The organism is Bacillus sp. B2-WWTP-C-10-Post-4 (genome assembly GCF_009183805.1).
Classification (GTDB): domain Bacteria; phylum Bacillota; class Bacilli; order Bacillales; family Bacillaceae_G; genus Bacillus_A; species Bacillus_A cereus.
Map to the genome: position 1 here is coordinate 25,965 of NZ_WEII01000028.1, position 26,527 is coordinate 52,491.

Here is a 26,527-nt window from a genome sequence, read left to right on the forward strand (position 1 = left end):
TTATGATTCTAATTGATAATGATATTCAATTCAAGAGTATATTTCAGAATTTTTTTATCTGATTTAATTTTTCTTGTTTTCTCTCTTTTCTTTAATCTAGTTAAAAATACAAGAAAAAAATACTCAGTTTCAAAATACATACTTATTATTTTTCATTAGTAATCTATCCAAAATGGTTAAACAAAAGAGGTATACCTTAATTGGTATACCTCTTTCAAACATAAAGTTTACATAATAATATTATTTAAGCAAATCTATATAACTTTTTGTATAACAAATTCAAATCTCTCCAACAATACGCTGTTTCTTCTACCCTTACTCTCTCTAAAAATTTCGTATCAATTTTTTCAGGGTTAAATTTTTCATAAAACTTTTTAGAAGGATTATTCGTAACAACCCAAACTAAAAGTGATTGCATATCATTGTTTATACAATCCGATAATAAAGCTTGAAATAACTTTTGTCCTATTTTCATTCCTTGATACTGTTGTAAAAGGTAGATTGCATATAATTCTCCATCACAATTATATGTACCAGTTCTTTCTACTCCCCCATCGATGAATCCAACTATTTCTCCATTTAAATTCTCTGCTACAAATCTAAATTGATGATTACCTTCTTTTTGAAAAATATCTTCCCATTGTTTTTCTCGTTTCTCATATGCTATATTATCTAGAATTTCTTCAGCAAATATCCCTTTATACACTGTCTTCCAACTATCAAAATGCACCTTTGCTATACCTTGTATATCATCCTTTATTGCTCTTCTAATATGTATTCCCATCATTTCTCCCCCCCTTATTACTCATCATTATATCAATTTCATTCCTTAAAAATCCAAATAAAAAAGAGTGAATTCACTTCACTCTTTTTTATCACAATTATCTACTTTCCACTTCAACTGAAACTACTCGATCAATCTCTTTCAGGGAACTATATAACTCTGTTGTATATAAATCTTCTGGAGCTAAAATAACCATCTCCAGTTGCTGAAATGCTCCACTATCTATATCTTTAATTTTCACGCGTTTCACATGCATGCCTAAATTTTTAATTTGCTTAAATATACCATCTAACTCATGATGCTCTTTAACAGTAATTTTTATAGATAAATCCTTTTGTCTTAATGAATACGGTCCTGCAATTTTCACAAGTTGCGGAAGTACATTAATCGCTAAAATAATTAAAACCATAGCAACTGTCGCTTGTAAATAAAATCCTGCACCAATTGCGATTCCTAAAGCTGAAGCAGCCCACACCATAGAAGCTGTTGTTAATCCAGAAATAACGTCATTACTTCTTCGTAAAATGACACCTGCGCCAAGAAAACCAATTCCACTAACAATTTGAGCGGCCAGTCGCATCGGATCCATATTTGTATGTCCTGGAACAGAATATACATGCACAGATTCAATTGAAACCATCGTAATTAAACAACTTGCTACAGAAATAACCATACTTGTTTTCACACCAAGTGGTTTATTCTTTAGCTGCCTATCTATCCCGATGAATAATCCTAAAAAGAGTGCTAAACCTAATTTGAGTAAAAATTCATATGACATATTCCCATTCTCCTTACTTTACAATGTTTCCCTTAGAATAACTCACTATAACTCTTTTATGATATCAATTCCAGTCTTTTCTATTCATTTAACGTAAAAAACCGAAAAAACATTTATAACGATGTTTCTCCGGCTTTTTATTACACTTTAGATTCTTCTTTATTTCTGATCTTTAATCTTAATTTCTGCATCTTTGTAGAATGCTAATTTACTGTCATTATACTCTTTTGTAAATTTGTTAAACTGCTCTTTCGACTTTTGTGCTTCCACATTTAATTCATTAACAGTTTTAACTTTTTCACCGATTTCTTTTAATTTCGTTTCTTTTACTTTTAATTTTTCATACAGTTCTTTTTCAGTCGCTAACACTTTCGTGTAATTTTCATTCATCTTTTGGAATGCATCATAACGATTCTTATACGACTCTTCTACTGCTTTTGCTTGTTTTTGTAACTTTTTATCTTCAAGCTTCTCTATATTTCCTTGTACAGATTTTGTTTCTTTCTGAGCTTTTTCTAGCATTTCTTTTTCATTTTTCAATACTTTTTCACGATCATCTACATTTGCAGTAGCTTGCTCTAGTTTCTTCACAACTGCTTCATTATGATCTTTGCCTTCTTGCAAAATTTGAGAATATAATTCTTGGCCTTGTTTCTCTAACTGCTCTAATTTTTTTGCTTCATCCACTAAAGATTTTTCTTGTGTTGCTGCTGTTTCAAAAGCTGTATATAAATTTTCTTCTGGCTTTTCACCGAAACAACCTGTTAACAACCCTACTGATAACGTTCCAACTACTGCTACTTTTCCATACTTCAACGTCAATTCCTCCATTACATACGGTTATCATGCCAGAAGTTCACTGGGAAGTGACTCTCTTCATGATAAGCTTCAAACTCATAACCTTTTTCTTTTAGCCCCTTTAAAATTGCTGGCACAGCAGCAACTGATTGCGGGTGAATATCATGCATTAAAATTACTTCTTGTGGTTTTGTTGCGTTTGTTAATACGTTTTGAGCAATTTGTGCTGCAGCTGCATCAACTGGCATTTTATTGTATCTCCAATCTAATGAATCAATTGTCCAATCCCATACTTTAAATCCGCCTTCTACCACTTTATTTCGAAGACCTTCATTCAATCCAGGCATCGAACCATATGGAGGACGTGTTAATTTAGGTGATTTCCCAATAATATTAGCGATTAAACCTTGATCTTCTTTCATCTCATTTACATACTCGCCATTTTTATATAACTTTGCGAAATTATGTGTCATACTATGCATGCCTACATAATGACCCTCAGCATTTTCACGCTTCACTAAATCAGGAAATTCTTTTACATTCGCTCCAATTAAAAAGAACGTCGCCTTCGCATCATGTTGTTTTAGCGTATTTAATAATTCAGCCGTATATTTCCCTGGCCCATCGTCAAATGTAAGATAAGCAACTTTTCTTTCTTTTCCATTAAAACGACTTGGTGCCGTTTTATTCATTTCAACTTTCGGCTGTTCACTTGCAAGCTGCACTACATTTTCTTGTTTCGCAACAGCTTTTGCTGGTGAAGTAATTGATTGAAACATGTAATACCCAATAGCTACTGCGGCAATCGCTATTAAAACGACTACTATTTGTTTAATTTTTAAAGCTTTTTCCATTCTATCGAATTCCTCTCCCTATTAATCTTATATATAAATCGCCCAATATAATTATACATCTATTTATTTTTATTTCACCATATAAATAGATTTTATTTGTATTATAATGGGAGTTTTATCAAAATTGTTGTTCCTATTCCTTCTTTGCTTGTAACACTAAGCGCACCGCCATGAAGCTCTACCATTTTTTTAACGATAGCTAAACCAATACCTGCACCTGCAGCATGATTATTAATTTGGTAAAATGATTGCTCAATATATGGTAAATGTTCTTTAGCAATTCCAATCCCTTCGTCTCTTACCTTAATCACTGCTTGTCCTTCTATTTTAGTTGCTTCAATGTGTATTGTGCTTTTTTCATGTGAATACTTAATTGCATTTTGAACAATATTCAAGAAAACTTGCTTTAGCCTATTTCGATCTCCCATCAATTCAATTCGGTCTATAGTAGTAATAAATTGAATTTCCTTCTCTTCCGATTTAGGAGTTAATTGCCAAATCGTCTCCTCTAGTATATCGTACAATTGCACCTTTTGTTTATATAAATTAAAATGATTTGATTGTAATCTTGAAAAATCTAGCAATTCTTCTACTAAATGAATCAACCTATCTGTCTCACCTGAAATAATGCCCATACCTTGCTTTATTTCTTCTTCTGTTAAATAATCTACTGTTTTTAACGTCTCACTCCAACCTTTAATTCCTGTTAAAGGCGTTCGTATTTCGTGCGAAATAGAAGCAATGAATTCATTTTTCATCTGCTCAGCCTTATCTATTTTATAGGCCATATAATTTAAACTATGTGCCAATTCACCTAATTCTCCAGGATAATCTTCTTTAATTTTTTGCTTTAATGTGCCTTCTGCAATTTGTGAAGAGGCTTGAATAATGGATTCAATTGGCTCAACAAATGAATTTGCCAAACGTCTACTAATTAAGAAGGCGACTCCCGAAATAACAATACCTACAGAAATAGTAAACGTAATAATTTCAATAATCTTTTTATTTACATTTGTTAAAACAGTCGTATATTTTAAAACACCAATAGTTTGTCCTTGATGTATAAGTGGGCTTAGCACCTCTAGTTGTTTTTTATTACCTTTCGTAGTAACTTGATTATACATTTCACCTTCTAATAATGATTGTGGAATATTCACTTTACCTTCTACCTTTTCACCACTTGAAGATTGTATAACCGAGCCGTGACGATCAATTAACTGTAATTCTGTTCCTTCTAATTGAAAGCTACTAATTATGTCACCACTATATTCTTGTAATCGAATAAAGTATAGTGAATTGTATTCTGAAAAAAAACGTGTACTCGTTTTCGCATGAGACTCTATATATTGCACAATACCATTATAATAGTATCGATAAATTGAGACTGAAAATACAACTTCAAATAATACAAGCATAAGTGTAATGACCGTCATAAAATATAAAGTCACTTTCCGTTTCATCTCATACTTTCCTTCCACACATATCCTTTTCCCCACACCGTAAGAATAAATTCAGGTTCTGATGGATTACATTCTATTTTTTGACGTAACCGTCTCATATTTACATCTACTACTTTCGTCTCACCTACGTAATTGGTTCCCCAAATCATATTTAAAATTTCATCACGCGAAACTGGCTTTGAAGCCTGATTCATTAAATACTGTAATATCATATACTCTGTAGGTGTTAAATCGACTAATTGTCCATCTTTATACAATCTTTCTTCTATAATATTTAACGAAAATGGACCTGACGTAACAATATTCGTTTTTTCTTCATGTACTTCTATTCTTCTTAATAAAGACTGTATACGTGCAGTTAATACTACTGGACTAAACGGTTTTGCAATATAATCATCTGCACCTATTCCTAGTCCTTGCACCTTATCTTCATCTTGTACACGTGCGGTTAACATAATAATACCCATTTTTTTATTTTCTTTCCTGATAGCCTTACAAACTTCTAAACCATCAATCCCCGGTAACATTACATCCAGCAGTGCTATATCAACAGTTTGTTCACTCAAAATCTGTAACGCTTCTTCTCCAGTAGTAGCTTCTATTACATAAAATCCAGCACGTTTTAAATTTAAAACAATAAAGCTACGGATCGTTAATTCATCTTCTAAAACTAAAATTTTTGACATAATTCCCACCTCCTACTCTTGTTGATAATCCGCTAGCGGTTTTATATATGCTTTCACTTTTTCAAATTCCGATTGCTTCGGTACTGCATATACGTGAGAAGCCGTTTTAATTGCTGCGCTGTAGCCTTTTATATTGAACCATTCTTTCCGCTTAAAAATATGAACTTCAAGCCATATTTTATTTGTTCTTGTATCCAAAAACTTTTGAGAATTTGATTCTTTTTGCTGATCTGGTATTGTAATTTTCCCTATTAACTCTTTAGGAATTTTCACATAATACCCTTTTTCTATATCTATATATCGTTCTTCAATTGGTTTAATTCCAGATTCACTCCACTGTATGTAACGTTCAAAAAGCGGACTATCACCATGTGATTTATCCTCCCAACCTTTTGGACGTACAGTACGAACAAATTCAATAATGCCGTCTTCATTAACATCTTTACTTTCTACAACATATTCATTAAATAAATCTTCTTTCCCACCTATAGGTAATACTTCATAATGATCCTGATCAAATTTTGCTACATAAGTTATACCTGAATGAGCCCCTGTTCCCGCATCGATTACAACTGCCTTTAATGATTTAGAAATACGGCCCATTTGTATTCTTTGAATACTATTTATATACGGATCAAATGTAACCTCTGACAATACCTTAAACTTTTCAATGAACTGAACCTTCAACTGTTCATCTTTCATATACGAAACAAGGCTTATGTCTTTAAAACCATTTTTGTTTAAATCATCTATAAATAACTTTGTATACTTCTGTCTATAAAATTCCTTTATATCGTCACTCTCATCGGAAAAAACATACATTGTGTTTTCTAATAAATCACGATTGGTAGTTATTCCTATCAATAGTTCCTTTTTCCCACTCCCTGTGAAATCTCCTACCTCAACAATATCTACTTCTTCCCCATCAAATGTATATGTTGACTTCATATTCCATCCATTATTTTTCTTCTCATATACGGCTAAATATATATGATAATCTTCATTAGGTATTTTATATACGATGACAGCTTCTTTTTTATTATCTCGTTCGAAATTCATTGACCATGTCGTCTGTTTATCTCTATTAGACATTGGAGTAAGTAAGCGATAATTAACAGGTAAATCTTTATCAATTTGTTCCTTTAATTCATTAATCCATTTTTCATTTGTAGGAGCTTCCATTAGACTTGTTGGAGCTTCAGACATTTTACATCCAGTCAATATAAAGATAATTCCCATCATGCTTAACCATTTCTGCATATGATATCTTTCCTTACCACAAATTTTGAATATGTCCTTTTACTTTTTTACCTATCCATTATACTCATACATATGAGTATAATTTTTCTAAACTAAAAAATCGTTACAGAAAAGTTACAAATACATTCCAAAAAAAAAGATTGGCAAAAGCCAATCTTTTTTTATTATTCGTTTCGGACTGATTTTGGCGTTACACCTAAATGATCATTTAATTTTTTTGAAATATCTTTTACATTTTTTTCATTTGGAATGTAATAATAAATACCACCGATACGTTTATCTGTACCTTCTATTTGCATTTTTTCCATTTCCAAATTAGATCCTGCCATATTTTTTGTAATGGCAAGCATATCGTCAAATGTTAAGTTCGTTTTCATATTTTTATCAACCGCATCTAGTAAAGAGCCCATTTTGCTAATTGATTGAACAGACATCGCTTTTTTAGCAATTGCTTCTATTACAAGTTGCTGTCTCTGTCCACGCATTGCGTCACTATCAATTTTACGCGTTCTTGCAAGTGCAAGTGCTTGTTCTCCATTTAAATGTTGGTAACCTTTTTCTAAATGGATCATACCAGCTTGGTCTTTACTATCTTGTTCAGTGAAAGTAACTGGTACATCAATATCAATACCACCAATTGAATCGACAATTTGTACGAATGATTCAAAGTTAAACTTCACATAATAATCAACAGGTACATTTAAAAATCTTTCCACCGTATCGCGTGTGCTTTCTACGCCACCAAATACGTGAGCATGAGTAATTTTATCTAATTTTTTTCTAGTTGGAATGTAAACACGTGAATCACGTGGAATACTTACTAGCTTAACAGACTTATCATCTTTATTAATTGTTGCTAATAAAAGTGCATCTGTTCGAACTGCTTCGCCATATTGGCTTTTTCTCATTTCACTTCCATCTACACCCATAATTAATATTGAAATATTATCCTTTAAAGGTTCGACTTCTTTATCACGCTTTGATGACTTATCAATTTTTGCATACGCATCATTTACAACAGCTTTTGCTTTATTATATATAAACGAACCATATCCTACTCCTCCAAAAATAAGTAGGAAAAATGGAATTAATATGAACCATTTTATTGACTTTCTTTTAGAACGCTTTTTATTACTTCTCGTATTTTGTTCTAATTCAGAGCTCATACCCATTCGCCTCTCTTTCTCTTTACCAAGTATAATGTAAGTCTATTTATCTTCATATTGAATTTCCTTTCACTAACCTTACAATTTTGTAAGGTTACTACTTAAACCCAATACGTATTCCATTTCACATTATACTCTCGTACTTATTTTTGGCAAGTCACTATTTACCATTTTCAAAAATTTAGCATTTCGCAACATGCGGATTTACAAATTTATTAACTCTTTCATTTTAAATTAGAAATGTCTTTTTCTTAACAAACGATATGAATAAAGAATCCAGCTAATTATAAAATCTCTATGAATACAGTATATTTGACGTTATTATTTCTCAAACGGCGTATACACGCTTTTCTTCCCCTGATTATCAATGTAAGCCGACTTTGCTTTTATTTTCGTTTTTTCTACTTCCATGTCTTCATTTGAGAAGTTCACAATGATTTTAATATCTTTTCCATAAGAAACAGATTGTACTAGCTTATCTTCTGACAAATACGCAAAATTCGTCATCTCTTCTTTTACTGCTTTTTCATGAACTTCATTCCAAACTTTTAGATGCTCTGTAATTTCTTTTTTATGCTTATTCCACTCTACTTCATCTAAATGGTACAACGGAGGAACATTATACAATAATTCAGACAGCATTCGATTTCCAACTTCATCTTTTGCCTTTAAACTTCCCCATTCCCAATGATGTGTTGTAATAACGGAATCATTGTATACTAATTTATATAATGGTACCGAATATACTGGGTTTAAATATACTTGTTTATATTCTTCTTTCAATGGTACTTGTTTTGCATATTTTTCAGGCACATTTTGATTTGGTGACCAATATCCACCGACATAATACGGACTTGTTTTATTTTTCCGCATATCTTCATCGTCCCATTTAATAACAGGTGTTTCAATTCCGTGTGCAAATGCAATCGTACTACTAGCAAAATCATTTCCACCTTCAGAACCAACGACCATACCCTTTTCTTGCGCAATGTAGTCCATTCGTTTTAAACGTGCTTTTAAATCTTGCTCTTGTGTCGTTATATGTTTCGCTGAATAGTCATCGTAAATTTCACCTGTCGCATCACAATCAATAAACCATGAATTATATTTAGGACCATTTTGTAATATATCATTCATGCGTTCCTTTACACTAGGCAGCGATAAAGTCGGGTTTAACTTGCGACCTCTGCCTAAAAAGCCTTGCACCTTTTCTCCGTTTTTCTTCGTTACAGTAGCCTCTTCATATAATGATGGGTCATTAAAGGATGCTGTGTTCCAATTTTTATCACTTTTTTCGTGAATGGAATGATATGAATCATACGGACCAACTAAATACCCCATTTCCTTCGCTTTTGTCACGAAATTAGGTTGCATAAATCCTTGTTCCCAGTTCGGCAGACCAATCCACGCTTTTTCTATTCCTACCTCTTTCATTTCCTTTAGTATGTCCGTTCCATCTGCATTACCCCATTTACTTACCTCTTCAACCGCATCACCAAGTAGCGACTTTAATAAATGCTTATTTAAGCTATACAATTCTGTGTTCGTTAAGTGACCTACACCTTTCTTTAATAGCACACTAGCTTCCTGATCAACGTTTTGAAAAATATCCTCTTTATAAAATTCCTTCATCGATAATACTTCGTTTATATAACGTAAAATAACATTTTTTTGATACTTATCAATGAAATCTTGTTTACTTACTTGATCTAATACATTCAGTTCCCCAGGCTCTGAACTATTCTTTTGAATAAGTTCTTTTATATGACTAAACAGCGGGCTATTTATTTGCTCCCTTAGTTTTGGCCAATTTATATTATTTTCTGATAGACCATTTTGATTCCAAAAATAAAAATGCGCCGCTCCATATAACTTTTCGATTTCTTTATTTTTTCTAGCCTTTTCTTGTAATGTTTTAAATTCACCTTTTCGAACAATATCATCCTTATACATTTTAGCAATGCTTACCGCATCATTATTTGTCACATATAATTGAAATCCATATGTTTTATTTTTATTTATGCTCGGAAATTCATGTGTAAAATCAAATCCTATTTTCGGATCCGAATGAAACTTCAATTCATTATTAAACATATTGTTTGCAATATATACAATTGAATATTTCGAACCATTTAATGCGAAAAACTTCATAGAAAATGATTCAGCAAATGAATATGCATCATCCTTTAAAAACTTCTTCCAATTCTCATCATTGCTCGGAATTTGCTTACCCTCCCATAACGGAAGTGTATAATTTTCAGCTTCTACTTTCGGCCATGTAAAGCTTTCTGCACCAGTCGATTCCACGTCAATGTTTAAGTGGTCTTTTTTCTTTTCTAATTTTATTTTTACTTTTTGATCTGGATATTCCCACGATGTACGATCCTTTTCTTTTTTTACATTCGATACCTTCATTTTCGGTAGGGGTCGTGATGCCTGTTCCTTTACCCCCTCATGTTCTACAGTTAATGTGAATGTTTCTGGATTTACATCATAAGTAAAATCTTTATACGTCGATTTCTTTATTTTAGACTCTTGTACAGCATTACTACCTTTTACGTCACAACCGACTAAAGTCGAAAATGGCATAGTTGTTAGAAGACATATCGCTATCATTTTTTTCATCCTCTGCACCTCCACCAATGAATATACAGGTGGTTTGTTACAGGAATGTGGCAAAAAATAATAGAGCTAGCATTTTGCTAGCTCTATTTGGATTATTAAAAGTTGATATGAACAACTATAACTTGCTTAGAAGATATGTAATACAGTAACTGCATTTTTTCTCAACAATTATGAAACTAAACAAATCAAAATTTTAACAAGCATTCTTTAACTGAAAAAATAAGTGTATACAATGTATCCTAAAAGTAGTACTAAAATGATTATCCCTGTACCTTTCCAATTCATACCGCCTGCTATATCAACTGGACTACCTGTTTCCGCTCTATTGAGTCCGTCATGTAAAGAACCCGTAGGATTACTTTTTAATTCACTTTGTCTCATACGCTCTCTTTTTTCTTCTGGTGACTCTTTATTCATGTAATCACCTCCAAAATGAATGCACTCTTTACTTACATTATTCAAAATCAACATTTGTTTTATATTTTTTCCGAAAAAACCTAATTTAAAATAGGTTTGCAACGTAAAGAAAGCTAGCCATGCCAGCTTTCTTTACGATCCAATATGCTCTTCCTTATTTACAATAATACCTTTATGGTCGATTTCAAGCTCACATACTTTCATATCTGTAAATACTCTCGCTAATTGCTCAGCGATTTCTTGACGTTCCTCATATGGCGTTAATATAAAAATAGATGGTCCCGCACCGCTAAGTGCTGTACCGTACGCACCAAATTCTTTTGCGCATTTACGAATAGATGGTAATAACGGTACGAGTTCTAAACGATATGGCTCGTGAAAATGGTCTCTCTCCATCATTTCACCTACAACTTCCCACCGCTTTTGACATAATGCAGCTACTAATACGTTACTTATCGCACTAGCTTTAACTGCCTCATGAAACGGAAACATCTTTGGTAATACAGATCGACTTTCATCTGTATTTAATTCTTCATTCGGAATAAGAGAAATTACCCCTAACTCCTTGCTCTCAATTCTTACGACGGAAATATCCTTTCCATCAAGTGCTCCGATTACAGTTCCACCTAATATAGAAGCAGCAACATTATCAGGATGTCCTTCAAAATTTGTAGCAATTTGAACTTTTTGATCAGCAGTTAAGTTCAAATTGCCTAGTTGATTCGCAAGTTCTATCCCAGCTACAATCGCTGATGCACTACTTCCTAGCCCTCTTGTTAATGGGATATTACTAGTAACTTCTATTATATGGGGTGATATAGAAGGACAGACTTTACATGCCGTGCTAACGATTAAATTTTTATCGTCTGTCGGAATTGATTCTTCAAAGGAATGGATTACTTGCCATTTATCAGCTTTTTCTTTAACCACCACATCTAAATACAATGACAAAGCTATTCCAACTGAATCAAATCCAGGACCAACATTTGCCGTACTAGCAGGGACACGAACACTTAATGGTATCACGACATAATCACCCCTTTAATATGATCTTTAATCTGTTCTATATCATTTGACAAACTTGCGATGTCTAGTTGATTTGAAGAAATAGCGATATCAGGATCCTTCAAACCATTTCCAGTTAATACTGCAACAACTGTTTCTCCCTTTTTGATTTTTCCAGATTTAACATGTTTAATTACGCCAGCTAATGAAGCATTTGATCCTGGTTCAGCGAAAACTCCTTCAGTTTTTGCTAATAACCTATACGCATGTAAAATTTCTTCATCTGATACCATATCTATTTCACCACAAGACTGCTCGGAAGCCTCTACTGCATACGACCAACTTGCTGGGTTACCGATGCGAATCGCTGTTGCAATTGTTTCAGGTTCTTCAATTACATGCCCTTTTACAATTGCAGCTGCTCCTTCTGCTTCAAAACCATGAATTCTTGGCTTCTTATAACCTTTTTCTTTCTCATATTCACAGAAACCTTTCCAATATGCTGTAATATTCCCTGCGTTCCCAACAGGGATAGCTAGAACATCTGGTGCATTTTGCAATTGGTCACAAATTTCAAATGCTGCCGTTTTTTGTCCCTCAATTCGATAAGGATTCACTGAATTTACTAATGTAATCGGCTCTTCTGCAGCAATATTTCTTACAGCCTTAAGTGCATCATCGAAATTCCCTTCTATTGAAATAATTTCAGCTCCATAAGCGACCGCTTGCGCTAATTTTCCATGCGCAATCTTTCCTTCAGGGATTACGATTATACATTTCATCCCAAGACGTGCCGCATATGCTGCAGCTGATGCTGATGTATTACCTGTTGATGCACAAATGATTGCTTCTGAACCTTCTTCTTTCGCCTTAGCAACTGCCATCACCATACCACGATCTTTAAAAGAACCTGTCGGATTCGCTCCTTCGTACTTACCATATAGCTGAATCCCTAATTGCTTTGATATATTTAATAACGGAATAAGAGGTGTATTTCCTTCCATTAAACTGACATCAGGTGTGTTTTCATTCACCGGTAAATAAGAAGCATATTGTTTCAATAGTCCTTTATACATATTGTTTTTCCTCCTCAATAATGTAGTAACTGTTTATTTCACTTGCGACAGCTTCTATCGCTCCTAAAACTCGTTCGAATTGATACTTGGAAGTTCGATGTGTCACAACAACAACTTCTGCCAGTTCACGGTTTAAAGGTAATTGAATAACTTCTTTTAAACTTACAGAGTAATTAACGAAACATTCTGTTATTTTTTGTAACATCCCAGGCTCATCTCGTAATGAAATACGCAAGAAATATTTCGAAACTACTTCTTCATCACCTTGTAATTCATAAGGAACTGGTTCTTTTAACGCACTTTTATTTTTCGGCACTTGATTCATATTTTTAACAATGGAAATAATATCACTTACTACAGCAGAACCAGTTGGCAACTTTCCAGCTCCAGGTCCGTAAAACATTACTTCTCCTACCGCTTGACCGTGAACATATACTGCATTAAATTCATTATTCACATTTGATAATGGATGCTGGCTCGGTAAAAGCGTCGGTTCTACACTTAAATGAATGGCTGATCCTTGTTTTTCTGCTTTCCCAATTAACTTCATAGTAAATCCTAACTTTTCAGCCATTTGTAAATCTTCTTTTTCGACCTTTCGAATCCCTCTTACTTGCACATCATCTAATGAAACATTCATCGAAAAACCTAAGTTTGCAAGAATTGCTACCTTTCTTGCCGCATCTAGTCCATCTACATCTGCTGTCGGATCCGATTCTGCAAAACCTAATTTTTGCGCTTCCTGTAAAGCCTCTTCATAAGACCACCCATTTTGACTCATTTTTGTTAACATATAATTTGTTGTACCATTTACAATTCCCATTATTTTTTCAATTTGATCTGATGCCAGCCCGTCAGTTAGTCCTCTTAACACTGGAATACCGCCTGCTACGCTCGCTTCATAACATAAATCACAATCATTATCGTTCGCCAGTTGAAGAAGCTCTGCACCATATACAGCCATTAAATCTTTATTTGCTGTTACGACATGTTTTTTATTTCGTAAAGCCTTAACAATATGCTGTTTTGCTTCTTCAATTCCGCCCATTACCTCTACTACAATATCAATATTTGAATCATTTAGAACTTCATCTGCATGACTTGTTACTGCAATTCCATCAATACAAACATCGCGTTCTTTTTCCAAATCACGTACAACGACTGTTTTCACTTTCACTTCGTATCCTGTATCAAGTGCGATTTTTTTATAATGTTCTTTCAAAATATGAACAACACCACTTCCGACCGTACCTAAACCTAATACCCCAACATTTATAACGTTATTCATCTTCTAATCTCCTCCTAAAAGTTTAATTGTTACATCTATAAATCACCTTACTCTGCTTTTTTGTCATGCAGGTGGTGGTTATTTCCGTACTTATAAATCGTTTCATATTACCGCACCTCCTTTCAAAGTAAAAAACACACCCATCCCTAGGAAAGGGACGAATGTGTTTTCGTGGTTCCACCCTTGTTCCAATCTAGACGTATTTCCTCCTAGATTGCTCAAGTTCAGATAACGGCTGATACCGCCAATAATTACTAGATTACTCGTTCACTATTGAAGTTCAAAGGTGGTAAAATCATTTCTCGTGTTAGGAAGCTCACACCCTTGGCTTCCCTCTCTGTAAACCGTAAAAATGATTTCGTGTCCTTATCGTTACTTTTTCGTTCATGTTTATTTGTTAACTCATTATACTCGCATAAAAAACAAAATCAATAATATTTTTTAATTATTTTAAATTTTCAATCTCTTATACTATAAAAAACACACTCATCCCTAGGAAAGGGACGAATGTGTTTTCGTGGTTCCACCCTTGTTCCAATCTAGACGTATCTCCTTCTAGATTGCTCAAGTTCAGATAACGGCTGATACCGCCAATAATTACTAGATTACTCGTTCACTATTGAAGTTCAAAGGTGGTAAAATCATTTCTCGTGTTAGGAAGCTCACACCCTTGGCTTCCCTCTCTGTAAACCGTAAAAATGATTTCGTGTCCTTATCATTACTTTTTCGTTCATGTCTATTTGTTAACTTATTATAGTTATCAAATTTTTAAAAAGCAAGCCTATTTTTACTAACTATTTTCAAAATAATTTTTTATTATATTTCACAATAGCATTATGCAACTGCCACTCAATTTACCTATTTTGTCATTTCTCCAGTTTATAAATCAACGGTTCATATATAAAGTGAAACTTTAATCAGTGGGGATTTTGTTCATCCCCACTGATTATTAGCCTTCACCAATCGGGCTTTTACGGGCAGTTGATCCCCACCTAACTTCTTTGCTTTCGCTGAATTTTGAGGTAGGGGTGTTACTGCCCGTTAATGCGGGATAAATCCCCATTCTAAAACCCGTACATACTCACCTTACAAAATTATATCAATAAAATTTTTAATACAATCTTTTTGTATAACTTTCTTCTAAAGAACGTGCAACATCTTCTTCTGAAGCATTCACTTTCGCATGCTCTAACAACATTTTTGCTGCTGAAGGTAACTCTTTTTTATGTAACCAAGATTCTGGATCCCATATCTTCGAACGAATAAACGCTTTTGCACAATGAATGTAACACTCTTCTATTTCAACAACAATTCCAAGCAACAGATTACGTCCATTCGCCTGCATTTCTTTCAAAATTTCTTCATCGTTTGTAATATACGCTCGGCCATTTATTCTAAGTGTCTCCCCAAGACCTGGAATAAAAAAGATTAGTCCTACACGTGGATTTGAAATAATATTCAAAATGGAGTCTATACGACGATTTCCTGGTCTTTCTGGAATGATAATTTTATTATTATTGAGTACGTATACAAATCCAGGTGCATCTCCTCGCGGCGAGGCATCACACTCCCCCAACTTATTTCCAGTGGATAATACTAGAAAAGGAGATTTAGAAAGAAAATCTACGCAATGGTGGTCTAATGATGAAATGACTTTTTTCAACGCTCGCTCACTTGGTTGCCCCAATATTTTCCGTAACTCTTCCTCTGTTGAAATAATCGATTTTATTTCCGTACGCTCTATCCCCACTTATAACCACTCATTTTTCTTTATTTTCCCAAAATTCAATACAAATATTGTATAATAAAATTTGAGGAAAGGGGAATTAAAATGACAGAGTGGTTAACAATATTTGATCCTGAAAGAAATACACTTGGGAAGAAATTACGTGATGAAGTGCATCGTGACGGCGATTGGCACGAAACATTTCATTGCTGGTTTGTAGAAAAAGATAATGAAGATATGTTTTTATATTTCCAATTACGCTCTAAAAATAAAAAAGAAGCTCCATGTATATGGGATATTACTTCAGCTGGACATATTATGCATGATGAAGATGTACAAATTGGTGGTCTTCGTGAAATTGAGGAGGAATTAGGGCTTTCCTTTCAAACTAATGATTTAACATACAAGGGAATCTTTAAAATAGATTATGAAATTTCAAATCTTACTGATCGCGAGTTTTGTCATATGTATTTTCACAACGTCATCAATCCACTTCCATTCGCACCAGGTGAAGAAGTAGACGATGTGATGAAAGTACATGCAACTTCTTTTCTACAACTATTAAAAGGAGAGATTTCATCTTTAACGACTATTTCAGTCTTAAACAATACACCGATTACGATAACATTTGAAGATATTTATCCGTATGATCTTGCATACTATGAATTTGTTATAGAGCAAGGAAAAGAATTATTAAAAAATAATAGTTTATAAATAAAATAGGACTCTTAGCATAATATTGCGTAGAGTCCTATTTTTTATTATTGCTCAAGTGCCTTCAATCTTTTCTCTACTCGTATGAATAAGCGAATGATTAGTACTAGCATAAAGATCATTATAGCTAACGTTGTATGGGAGTATCTAAACAGTATACTAATAACACTTCCAATTAACATCATGATGAATCCATTTTGCTTCATCACTTCTGCACTATACCTGTTACCCGCACCCCATAATTCCTTATTTTTCATAGATCGTTTCGTACGATAACCATATGCCGCATTAATATCGGTCGGTGGATTCTTTTGAAGAATAATTGCCGCAAATATAAAAATAATACTAATCAATATGCTTATTCCTATGTTTACTAGTGCATAAATCAATTATATCCCCCCTAACTTACACTTTCATTATACGACATAAACCTTATTTTCCCAATTCATAACACATTCACTTTCTTTCTTTTGATGTCTGGAACATACTTGGAAGTGTTACAAAACGTGCCCCTTTCGTTTTTAACTGCGGAATGATTTTGTCTAGTGCATCTACAGATCCTTGTAAATGCCCACCTGGTGTTGAATGTTGGAGGATGACACTTCCAGGAAATGAATTCCCTAACACATTATTTGTAATCGTATCAGCACTCACACCTTTCCAATCAACCGTATCAACACTCCACTGTACAATCATAAAATTTTGCTCTGTGGCCCATTTTAATTGATTTTCAAGTATTTCACCGTATGGCGGACGTATAAACTTCGGTGCATAACCAGCTAAACGATTTAATATTTCTTCCGTTTTTATAATTTGATTACGGTACTCATCCTCATTTACTTTCGCTAAGTTCGGATGACTATACGTATGATTACCAATTACATGCCCTTCATTCGCAATACGCTTTACTACGTTCGGAAATTTTTCTGCGTTTTCACCAAGTAAGAAGAAAGTCGCTTTTACATTATGTTGTTTTAACTTATCTAAAATTTTTGGCGTAAATTCTAAATCTGGTCCATCATCAAATGTAAGAGCTACTTCCGCTTTATTGTACGGTCCGGAAAATGCGTACGCATATTTTTCGACCCATGAAAATGGTGTCCACGATCCACGCTCATATGCTTTCATTTGTACTTCATAGTTTTGAGGGGTATATACGTATGGCAATGAACTTATATAGTCTCCATAATAAAATGAGTCATATGGCATATAGGCGTATGAAACATCTCGTTCTAGTCCCCAATGATATGGGGCAAACATTTGTGGCGAATAAAAATAATACATAATAAAAACCTCCCTAAAGTTTCATATGTGATTCATCTGCACTTTGTTAGAGAAATTGTTATTCATAAACAAAAAATAAGACTGTCCTTAATTAGGACAGTCTTGCTGCTTTATATTATTAATAAATCGATGTACTATCTTTCGGCAAAGCTTTCACATGTTTTAAATAGTTCGTCACTTTATCATCATCATCTTGCGGATATTGATATTCATACGTGTTAGCAATTTCGTTCGCCACTTCCCTAAATAAATCACCCATGACAAAGAATGAATCCCATATGTTTTCATATTCTGCATTAGAAAATGTTCTTTTAAATTGCTCCCACATATCTTCTTCAATATATTGCTCAAAATGCTTTCCAAACTTCCCTGTATTAACTGTAAAGTCTGTTTTCATACCAATATACCATTCTAGCATTACGATGAACATATCTCGCACTGGTCCTTCAAGCATTCCTTTTGCATAAGAAAGCTCCTCTCTCCATAACCCTTTTGCGATATTCGTACTACACCACCAAAATTCATTACAGCAATCTAAAAACTCTTTTTCTGTAGGCTTTTTTACTAAGTAATCTTTATCGCTTGCTGGCGGGAATTCTTCCAGACAATTATCTTTATCAAGAAGCAGTTTACTTAAACTATCTTGTCCAACGAACTTTTTTATTAACTCAACTGGAACTAGCGTTAAATCAATCCGATTCCCATCCATGAACTGCATTAAATATGGAAACTTCCCATCTTCATCTGGTGGAACTAACGACATTTCTTCTGGCATTTGTACAATCATTATTTCTCCAAATCTATGAATCCAATTATGATTAGACGTAAAAGATTGTATATCATTTACAACATACATAATATCATAGTCTTGAAAACAATCTCTTTTCACATTTGGATTTACACGCGATCCATTCATGATGACAGCTCGAATTCTTTCATCCTCTATTGCTGTATTTATAATTAAATCTAACATTTCTTTTTCAGTTCTCATCTACTTATAGCCTCCAATTTTTTAATATACAATAATGCTATGTATACTGGAGGTCCACGAGCTAATCTCGTTATACACGATACATGTTATAATTTTTGAAACTTCTTTCTCATCCTTTTCCCTCCTTACATCACTCTTTTACAACTGCCATTCCTTTCAATTTACCAATGCTTTCTACCATTCGCCTTTAATTATACCGAAAATTCTGTCTCTAATACAAAAAATAAAGAAGGGACATCTCCCCCTTACAGAATAGATATCCCTTCTTTTAAAGTTAAATTTAATTCCTATGGATTAGTAGACCAAAGCCCAGCAGATTTAATAAATGTACGTTTATTTAATTTCAGCTGCGCTACGATAAATTCTGCAATATCTTCCGCTTGCATTACTTTATCAGGGTTTCCATCAGTTAATCCTAAATCTACAGCCATATCAGTTGCTACTGTACTTGGAGTTAAAGCTGTTACACGAATGTTATGTTTGCGAACTTCCATCGCTAACGATTCTGTTAAACCAAGGACACCAAATTTAGAAGCACTATATGCACTTGTTACAGGTGCACCTTTTTGTCCTGCTGTAGATGAAATGTTAATGATATCACCAGATTGTTGTTCAATCATGCTCGGTAAAGCTGCACGAGTTGCATAGTATACACCCATTAAGTTTACTTGAATGATTTTTTCCCAATCAGCAACGTCTAGTTCTAAAAACTTACCGAATTTAGAAATACCAGCGTTATTAATTAAAATATCAATAGATCCTAAACCATTTTTTAACGTTTCAATCGCAGTTGTTACTTCTTCGTATGAAGAAACATCTGCAGTTGCAATAACAGCTTTTACGCCTTCTGCTTCTACTTCTTTCGCTACAGCTTTTAAGTTTTCTTCTGAGCGAGCTAAAAGTCCTACATTTACGCCTTCTTTCGCTAATGCAATCGCTACAGCGCGACCAATCCCTCTACCTGCTCCTGTAATTAAAGCATTTTTACCTTGTAATAATTCTGCCAAGTATAACACTCCTTAATCATTTCAGTTATGTATTATATTAAAATTGTATCTATCTTTATGTAAAAAGGCAATGATGCACTTTCATGTGCGTAGGTTACTTGTAGGTAACTATAGAAAGTTTTTATTTATAAGTTTCATTTTTTTACCATTATTCATGTAAAATAAAAACAAATCCAGCATAGGGGAGTGTATGAGTATGAAAGCGAAGGAAAAGCTTATCAATATAATTGCAGTAACGGTAAATGCATTTTTAAAGAGAAATAGTGTTAGAAGGTTCTCCTTCTAACACTATTTCTCTTCATGATTTGGCATACGCACAATAAATTCAGTACCTTTTCCTTCCTCACTCTCAACTTTTATTTCCCCATGATGAAGGTCGAGTACTTTCTTTACAATAGCTAAACCTAAGCCACTTCCTCCATAGGCACGATTTCGTGAAGAATCCGCTTTATAAAAACGCTCAAAAATATGTTGTTTCTGTTCTTCTGATATGCCAATTCCTGAATCACGGATACGCACTTCCACTACTGTCTCATGTTCCTTTAACTGAATAGTAATCGTACCACCGCTTGGAGTAAATTTAATACTATTATGAATTAAATTAATCCACACTTGACTCATACTTTCTTGGTCAGCAATAACATGTACTTTTTCTAAATCTAGTTCTAACTCAATTTCTTTTTCAGCCCAGAGTGGTTCACTATTTAACACAATTTGCTTTAATTGTTGATCTAATCGATAGCTCACTCTTTCTGGTATATATTCTTCTGATTCTAAAAGAGTTAGCTTTAGTAAATTTTGACTTAGTTTAGATAATCTCGTTGTTTCAGTTTCAATAATGGTAAGATAATGCTTTCTTTTTTCCTCAGAAAAATTATCTTCTTGTAGTGCTCTAGCAAATCCTTTTATAGAAGTTAATGGTGACTGTATTTCATGAGAAACATTCGATACAAATTCTTGTCTCATTTTCTCCATCGTATTCAGTTCATCTGTCATATCATTTATACTTTTTACGAGCACGCCAATTTCTCCATCATACTTTTCTTCATTTCGTATTTTTACGGAGAAGTCTCCTTTTGCAATTTTTTGTATCGGTTCAATAATAGTCCAAATCATCGCCTCTCGTTTTGGTCTCATTAATATTCCAATCAATGTCCAAATAAGAATAATAAATACAAAACCGACCATATCACTAATTAGAAAGGCAACAAACGGCGATACGTTTACGTCAAAAGCATTCAATATACTAGTTGCTACATAAAATGCGATAGACCAAATGATAGTAAGAAAAGAAAAGAGCGCTAATACCGCTCCAAATACTTTCAGCATCTTCAACTTACTCATTCGTTTTCTTTTTCTCATTTACTTACCTCTAAGCGATACCCTAATCCTCTTATTGTTTTAATACTAAATTTCGACTGCTCTTCTTGAAACTTCTCACGTAACCGATTAATATGAACGTCTAGTGTACGCTCATTCCCTTCAAAATCATATCCCCATATTTCTTCAATTAATTGCTCTCTCGAACAAGTTCTTCCCGATTTAGACCCTAAAGTAAAGAGCAGCTCAAATTCTTTTAACGGTAATGTAACCGTTTGTTCTCCAGATGTAACTTCGAATGTTTTACGATTTAATAATACATTTCCAACTTGAATCGATTGGGAAACTGTAATTTGGTAACGTTTCAATAATGCCTTTACTCTCACTACTAATTCTATAGGGTCAAATGGTTTTACAAGATAATCATCTGTCCCAAAGTGAAATCCTTTTACTTTTTGTGATGTTTCCCCTTTGGCAGTTAGCATCAGAACCGGGATATCATAGTATTTTCTTAATTCAAAACATACATCAAATCCATCCATATTTGGCATCATGATATCAAGAATAACCATATCGACTTTTACGTCATCCATTTTCTGAAGTGCATCTACTCCATCAATTGCCTCATATGTTTGAAAACCTTCTCGTTCTAAAAATACCGAAACGAGTTCTCTAATGTGTGGATCGTCATCTACTATTAAAATTTTAGGTATCAAAGGAACCATTTCCTTTCTACTTAGCATCTAATATATTGTTTAAAAATGAATCATCAGTTGAGTAAAATCCCACTGATGATTCATTTTATAATGCCCCCTCTTTAATTTTCAATTGCTGCGTTGCAAACTCACGATACATATCATGCGTCTGTAATAATTCATCATGCGTACCACTACCTGTAAGATTCCCTTTCTCAATAAAGACAATTTTATCTGCATCTACAACAGTAGAAAGTCTATGCGCAATCACTAACGTTGTTCTGCCTTTCATTAAGTTATTTAACGCTTTTTGAACGACAGACTCAGATTTACTATCTAAGCTTGAAGTCGCCTCATCTAACATAAGAATTTGCGGATTTCGAAGTAACGCTCGGGCAATGGCAATTCGCTGTCTTTGTCCTCCAGAAAGTTTCACACCGCGTTCTCCAACTTCTGTTGCATAACCGTTTGGTAAGTCATGAATAAATGCATCAACATATGCCATTGCAGCTACTTTTTCAATTTCTTCATCCGTTACTTCGCCCTCGACACCATAACAAATATTATCACGAATCGTTCCATCAATTAACGGACTATCTTGTGATACGTAACCGATTTGACGTCGCCATGACTCTAATGAATAACTCGTAATTGATTCTTTTCCTAATTTAATGGCACCACTAGTTGGCTCATAAAAACGTTCCAGTAATGAGAATAACGTTGTTTTCCCACTACCACTTGGTCCTACAATCGCTGTCACTTTTCCAGATTCAATTGTGAAATCAATATTTTTCAAAACTTGCTCTTCTTCGTTATACTCAAAATGTACATTTTCAAGAACGATCGGTTGCTTAGCATTTGTCACTTTCACACCAGTTTCATGATCTTCTACTTCATATTCTAAAATCGTACTAATTCTTTCCGTTGCACCAATTGCCTTTTGGAATTGTGTAAAGAACATAGATAATTGACTCATTGGCATTACAATTTGAACTAAATACAAAATAAACGCTACAAGTTCACCGGTTGTTAATGCACCGCTAGAAACTCGCATCCCGCCATACCCTACGATAATAACAAGTAGTGCCATTAAAACAAACGACATAACTGGCGAAATTAATGCTTGCACTTTTCCTTCTTTCAAACCAAATTGTAATAACTTTTGTATACCTGTATTACCCGTTTCATATTCTCTCTTTTCTGTATTTGAAGATTTCACTAAACGAATTTCTGATAACACTTGCGTTAACACACTTGTAAAAGATGCAGTTTCATCTTGAAGCGCTTTTGAAATCTTATACATTTTTCGTCCAAGTGGAACTAAAATTAACACAGACAACGGAATAACCGTTAAAAGTAACGCAGTCATTTTCCAATCTAAAACAAATAATACAATTAACGATCCAACAATTGAAATACCACCTGTTAATAAGTTTGACAAATGCTCAGAAATTAACGTTTTCACAACACCTGTATCATTCGTCATACGGCTAATAGTATCACCTGTTCTATTTTGATCGTAATAAGATACCGGCAAGATAAGTACCTTTTTCCACAAACGTTCTCTTAGTCCCGCTACAATCTTCTGCCCAATATAATTTAGTAAATATATAGACAACCCTGCCGCAATAGTTTGCATTACAAAGAAAGCAACTAACCCAACAATTTGTCCTGCACTAATTGAAGAAAGCGAAAAATTATCTACTAATCCTTTTGTCAGCATAGGAATAAATAAACTCGCTCCCGTAGAAAGCAAACTCATTAACAACGCAAAAACTAAAATTCCTTTCGGAGGATTTGTATCTTGAATAAGGCGTAAAAACTGCCTCCAACTCCCTTTTTTCTTTATTTCATTTCTAACTTCCATTCCTGTTCATCTCCTCATGTTAAACAAAACTGTTCTTTCTAAAATTAGAATACGATACAAATGTAAACTGAATGTAAACACACTTTTTCTATTTTTACAAAATATACATAAAAACTCATCTTTACAACAGATATAAACATCTGATATTATTACCTGGTACTTAATATTATTCTATGTAAATTATAGATTAATAATTTACAACACGATATAAATCTCCAGTTAGTGAAAGGAGTATCCTTTTTGCAAACAAATATACATTCTGAAAAGGAAACAATTATTTTTATTCATGGATTAGTTGGCAATCGTCGCGCCTTCAAAAAAGAGCAAAAACGATTTTCTGCCTCCTACAACATTATAACTTATGACTTATTAGGTCACGGTGATGATAAAGGAGAAGCAATCGACTTTTCATTACAGCGCCTCGTAGATCAATTATTAAACTTATATGAACAAGAAGGTATTAAAAAAGCACATATTTGTGCGCTAAGTTACGGCTGTTACATCTCTACAATTTTTGCACAAATGCATCCAGAAAAAGTATTAAGTATTTGTCATATTGGAGGACATTACAATAACCCTTCTCGTTTATATAATGTATTTCAAAATTTTTGGGAGAAGCGAGGAGATGAATACTCTAAATGGCTCTCTCAATACGCAAATACTATTTTTCCAAGCGGTATATTAAAAGCAAATCCGTTCGCAGTCATTTCAAGAAATATTTACTATCGTTTCGGATTACAATTACATTCATCTATAATTGCCCAGTCATTACGACATCGGTTAGAATTCGATTTAAAATCTAAATTAAAATCACTTCCTCACCCTATACTATGGGTAATGGGAGAGCATGATCATCTCTATAAATCTTGTCTATTTGATTTAAAATCTATTTTACCTAACGTTCTATATAAGGAAATACCGTTAGCGGGACATGCAGCGAACTTATTTCGTCCTAACTATTTCCATGACTTATATGATCGATTTTTAAATGGAAAGTTAAAATAAAAACTATTAAACTTCCAATTTATTCAACTATAAAAAGGCTTCCCAAGTTTCCTTGGAAAGCCTTTTCTCTATACGAAAAGTATATAAAACTACTTTTTCTTAGTATGCTTTTGTGTAACCTAATAGGTGCTTGCTCCAGTAAGAGTTACTTACAGAACTAATACGTACACCAGTTGCATCTGTTTCTGCACTAATGAACTGACCGTTTCCTAAGTAAACACCCATGTGAGAAGGACCTGATTTATAAGTATTTTGGAAGTATACTAAATCACCTGGTTGTGGATTGCTAGTTTTTGTTTTAGAGCTCCAGTATCCAGCAACTGTTTGACGAGCGCCTTTATGACCAGTTTGATTTAATACGTAGTGAATGAATCCACTGCAGTCAAAACCAGCAGGTGTTGTACCAGCAGTTCTGTATGGTGAACCATTTAAAGATCTAGCGAATCCAGCGATTGAAGATGTATCTCCACCTGTTGTTGGTTTTTGTACGTCTTTACCTGGTTGTTGAACGTTATTTGTAACATTATTGTTATTTGTAACGTTGTTTACTCCGCCTTTTACAAACTTAACGAAGTCTGCACTTACATAACCTGTGCGGCCGTTATGGTTAATTTTGTACCAACCATTTTCAGCACCAGTAACGTTTAATACTTTACCATTTGTTACTCCACCGATTACAGCGTTGTATGTAGCTGGGCCTGTACGTACTTTTAAAGCACCAGTGTTAACAACATAAGAACCACCAGTTTGAACTGTTGTAGTATTGTTGTTTGTAGTTGGTTGTTGTGTTTCGTTAGATACAGCAGAACCACCTTTTGTTACGAAGTCTTTGCTTACGTATCCAGTTCCACCATTGAAGTTGATTTTAAACCAATCTTGTACTTCACCTACAACTTGTACTGTTTTACCTTTGTTTACAGAACCTAATACTGTATGAGATGTACTTGGGCCTGTACGTACGTTAAGTGAAGAAACGTTTACTGTGTAAGTACCTGTTCCTTGTTGAACAGTCGTTCCTGTTTTGCCACCAGTCGTTACGAAGTCACCACTTACATAACCTGTTTGACCATTTACGTTTACTTTGAACCAACCGTTTTCTTGTCCAACTACTTGTAGCACTTGACCTGATTTCACTTTAGAAATAACGTTATGTCCTGTACCAGCACCTGAACGAACATTTAATACATCAGCAGTTACTGTGTATTTTAATTCAGAAGTTGTTTCTACAGTTTTTGTTTCAGTTACAGTCGTTTGAGTTTGAGTTTGAGTTTGTCCATTAATTTCTTTTAGCGCTTCATTTGAAACTTGTGCATGAGCAGAATCCATTCCTGGAACTGCAACGCCAGCTACAGAAGCTGCTGCTAAACCTGCAATTACTTTTTTCATAAGTTGTCTTTACTTCCTTTCCCTACTATCCTCTTAAAAAAACTTAAAACTTTAATACTTTACAATATTATCAAAGTAAAATATTCATCCAGTTCCATTTTTTAGCAAGAGTTTTATTTTTCACACAGAGTTCATTTTAAATGAACAAAGTGAAATCCGTGTGAACTTCATGTGAACTTTATCATTAATTATAGTGTTTTTGCAATGATTTTTTCAAATTTCTCATATATCGCATGAAAATTCGACATTTCATTTAATATCTCAATATAAAACATCCCTTTTCTATCTTCTATAAAAAATTCTATTAACCTAATACAAACCACATTATGTATTTC

At 33.8% G+C, this 26,527-nt stretch carries 24 protein-coding genes, 1 pseudogene and 2 other annotated features; of the genes and pseudogenes, 3 read left to right on the forward strand and 22 right to left on the reverse strand.

All coding sequences use genetic code 11. The features are described 5' to 3' along the window. Positions 1–244: 244 nt before the first annotated feature. The 14 genes from GBN78_RS13625 to GBN78_RS13690 form a co-directional block, all read right to left on the reverse strand. Positions 245–787: a GNAT family N-acetyltransferase gene (locus tag GBN78_RS13625; RefSeq protein ID WP_152127473.1), complete on the reverse strand. Its 543-nt coding sequence runs from the start codon at positions 785–787 to the stop codon at positions 245–247. A gap of 94 nt (positions 788–881) precedes the next feature. Further along, positions 882–1,562, reverse strand: coding sequence for an MgtC/SapB family protein (locus GBN78_RS13630; RefSeq protein ID WP_000119510.1), 681 nt, complete (start codon positions 1,560–1,562; stop codon positions 882–884). A gap of 159 nt (positions 1,563–1,721) precedes the next feature. Beyond that, positions 1,722–2,378: a YkyA family protein gene (locus GBN78_RS13635; RefSeq protein WP_100619654.1), complete on the reverse strand. Its 657-nt coding sequence runs from the start codon at positions 2,376–2,378 to the stop codon at positions 1,722–1,724. Between the two features lie 14 nt (positions 2,379–2,392). Then, the gene (locus tag GBN78_RS13640; RefSeq protein ID WP_000409484.1) at positions 2,393–3,214 is read right to left on the reverse strand and encodes a peptidoglycan-N-acetylglucosamine deacetylase; all 822 of its coding nucleotides are present in this window, start codon (positions 3,212–3,214) and stop codon (positions 2,393–2,395) included. Positions 3,215–3,315: 101 nt separating this feature from the next. Continuing rightward, a complete protein-coding gene (locus GBN78_RS13645) occupies positions 3,316–4,674 on the reverse strand; it encodes a sensor histidine kinase (protein WP_100619653.1) in 1,359 nt (452 codons plus the stop codon). After that, positions 4,671–5,360 (reverse strand): response regulator transcription factor, encoded by a 690-nt coding sequence (locus tag GBN78_RS13650; RefSeq protein ID WP_000036071.1) that lies wholly within the window; start codon positions 5,358–5,360, stop codon positions 4,671–4,673. The genes GBN78_RS13645 and GBN78_RS13650 overlap by 4 nt, the downstream gene beginning before the upstream one ends. Positions 5,361–5,372: 12 nt before the next feature. Next, positions 5,373–6,620: a hypothetical protein gene (locus GBN78_RS13655; RefSeq protein ID WP_152127474.1), complete on the reverse strand. Its 1,248-nt coding sequence runs from the start codon at positions 6,618–6,620 to the stop codon at positions 5,373–5,375. Positions 6,621–6,784: 164 nt separating this feature from the next. Beyond that, positions 6,785–7,786 (reverse strand): LCP family protein, encoded by a 1,002-nt coding sequence (locus tag GBN78_RS13660; protein ID WP_001987131.1) that lies wholly within the window; start codon positions 7,784–7,786, stop codon positions 6,785–6,787. A gap of 321 nt (positions 7,787–8,107) precedes the next feature. Then, positions 8,108–10,411 carry a glycoside hydrolase gene (locus tag GBN78_RS13665; protein ID WP_000738103.1) on the reverse strand — a complete coding sequence of 768 codons (2,304 nt, stop codon included), beginning with the start codon at positions 10,409–10,411 and terminating at the stop codon, positions 8,108–8,110. A 207-nt stretch (positions 10,412–10,618) separates the two neighbouring features. Continuing rightward, on the reverse strand, positions 10,619–10,828 hold the full coding sequence (locus GBN78_RS13670; RefSeq protein ID WP_001031479.1) for a DUF6366 family protein: 210 nt from the start codon (positions 10,826–10,828) through the stop codon (positions 10,619–10,621). A 132-nt stretch (positions 10,829–10,960) separates the two neighbouring features. Continuing rightward, positions 10,961–11,854 (reverse strand): homoserine kinase, encoded by an 894-nt coding sequence (gene thrB, locus GBN78_RS13675; RefSeq protein ID WP_152127475.1) that lies wholly within the window; start codon positions 11,852–11,854, stop codon positions 10,961–10,963. Continuing rightward, a complete protein-coding gene (gene thrC / locus GBN78_RS13680) occupies positions 11,851–12,909 on the reverse strand; it encodes a threonine synthase (RefSeq protein ID WP_152127476.1) in 1,059 nt (352 codons plus the stop codon). The genes thrB and thrC overlap by 4 nt, the downstream gene beginning before the upstream one ends. Next, positions 12,902–14,197 (reverse strand): homoserine dehydrogenase, encoded by a 1,296-nt coding sequence (locus GBN78_RS13685; RefSeq protein WP_016124457.1) that lies wholly within the window; start codon positions 14,195–14,197, stop codon positions 12,902–12,904. The genes thrC and GBN78_RS13685 overlap by 8 nt, the downstream gene beginning before the upstream one ends. Positions 14,198–14,347: 150 nt before the next feature. Then, positions 14,348–14,579, reverse strand: a binding site (T-box leader). A 114-nt stretch (positions 14,580–14,693) separates the two neighbouring features. After that, positions 14,694–14,925 (reverse strand) — a binding site (T-box leader). A 383-nt stretch (positions 14,926–15,308) separates the two neighbouring features. After that, a complete protein-coding gene (locus GBN78_RS13690) occupies positions 15,309–15,947 on the reverse strand; it encodes a pyridoxamine 5'-phosphate oxidase family protein (protein ID WP_152127477.1) in 639 nt (212 codons plus the stop codon). 81 nt (positions 15,948–16,028) lie between these two features. On the opposite strand from GBN78_RS13690, the gene GBN78_RS13695 reads away from it, so the two are divergent. Further along, entirely contained in the window at positions 16,029–16,637 is a 609-nt protein-coding gene (locus GBN78_RS13695; protein WP_000141352.1) for an NUDIX hydrolase, read from the forward strand. A gap of 47 nt (positions 16,638–16,684) precedes the next feature. On the opposite strand, the gene GBN78_RS13700 is transcribed toward GBN78_RS13695, so the two are convergent. From GBN78_RS13700 to GBN78_RS13715, 4 genes are all read right to left on the reverse strand, one after another. Further along, entirely contained in the window at positions 16,685–17,023 is a 339-nt protein-coding gene (locus GBN78_RS13700; protein WP_025966230.1) for an SdpI family protein, read from the reverse strand. Between the two features lie 70 nt (positions 17,024–17,093). Further along, a complete protein-coding gene (locus GBN78_RS13705) occupies positions 17,094–17,921 on the reverse strand; it encodes a peptidoglycan-N-acetylglucosamine deacetylase (RefSeq protein WP_097855738.1) in 828 nt (275 codons plus the stop codon). Positions 17,922–18,039: 118 nt separating this feature from the next. Next, complete coding sequence (locus GBN78_RS13710; RefSeq protein WP_001258503.1) at positions 18,040–18,912, reverse strand: aminoglycoside 6-adenylyltransferase; 873 nt, start codon at positions 18,910–18,912, stop codon at positions 18,040–18,042. Between the two features lie 287 nt (positions 18,913–19,199). Then, entirely contained in the window at positions 19,200–19,919 is a 720-nt protein-coding gene (locus GBN78_RS13715) for a 3-ketoacyl-ACP reductase (RefSeq protein WP_000818985.1), read from the reverse strand. A 189-nt stretch (positions 19,920–20,108) separates the two neighbouring features. On the opposite strand from GBN78_RS13715, the pseudogene GBN78_RS31160 reads away from it, so the two are divergent. After that, positions 20,109–20,183, forward strand: a pseudogene (locus GBN78_RS31160) (DUF3139 domain-containing protein); the annotation flags it as partial. 24 nt (positions 20,184–20,207) lie between these two features. Here the strand turns inward: GBN78_RS31160 and hitS are convergent. The 3 genes from hitS to GBN78_RS13730 all read right to left on the reverse strand — a co-directional run bounded on the left by hitS (position 20,208) and on the right by GBN78_RS13730 (position 23,801). Continuing rightward, positions 20,208–21,281, reverse strand: coding sequence for an envelope stress sensor histidine kinase HitS (gene hitS / locus GBN78_RS13720; protein WP_152127478.1), 1,074 nt, complete (start codon positions 21,279–21,281; stop codon positions 20,208–20,210). Further along, positions 21,278–21,955, reverse strand: a complete 678-nt coding sequence (gene hitR, locus GBN78_RS13725) for an envelope stress response regulator transcription factor HitR (protein WP_142954706.1) — start codon at positions 21,953–21,955, stop codon at positions 21,278–21,280. The genes hitS and hitR overlap by 4 nt, the downstream gene beginning before the upstream one ends. 85 nt (positions 21,956–22,040) lie before the next feature. Then, on the reverse strand, positions 22,041–23,801 hold the full coding sequence (locus GBN78_RS13730) for an ABC transporter ATP-binding protein (RefSeq protein ID WP_000453867.1): 1,761 nt from the start codon (positions 23,799–23,801) through the stop codon (positions 22,041–22,043). A gap of 240 nt (positions 23,802–24,041) precedes the next feature. Between GBN78_RS13730 and GBN78_RS13735 the strand changes: the two genes are divergently transcribed. Next, entirely contained in the window at positions 24,042–24,806 is a 765-nt protein-coding gene (locus GBN78_RS13735) for an alpha/beta fold hydrolase (RefSeq protein WP_001194306.1), read from the forward strand. A gap of 99 nt (positions 24,807–24,905) precedes the next feature. Here GBN78_RS13735 and entFM read toward each other — a convergent pair whose 3' ends face one another. After that, positions 24,906–26,192 (reverse strand): enterotoxin EntFM, encoded by a 1,287-nt coding sequence (gene entFM / locus GBN78_RS13740; RefSeq protein WP_000755513.1) that lies wholly within the window; start codon positions 26,190–26,192, stop codon positions 24,906–24,908. Between the last annotated feature and the right edge of the window lie 335 nt (positions 26,193–26,527).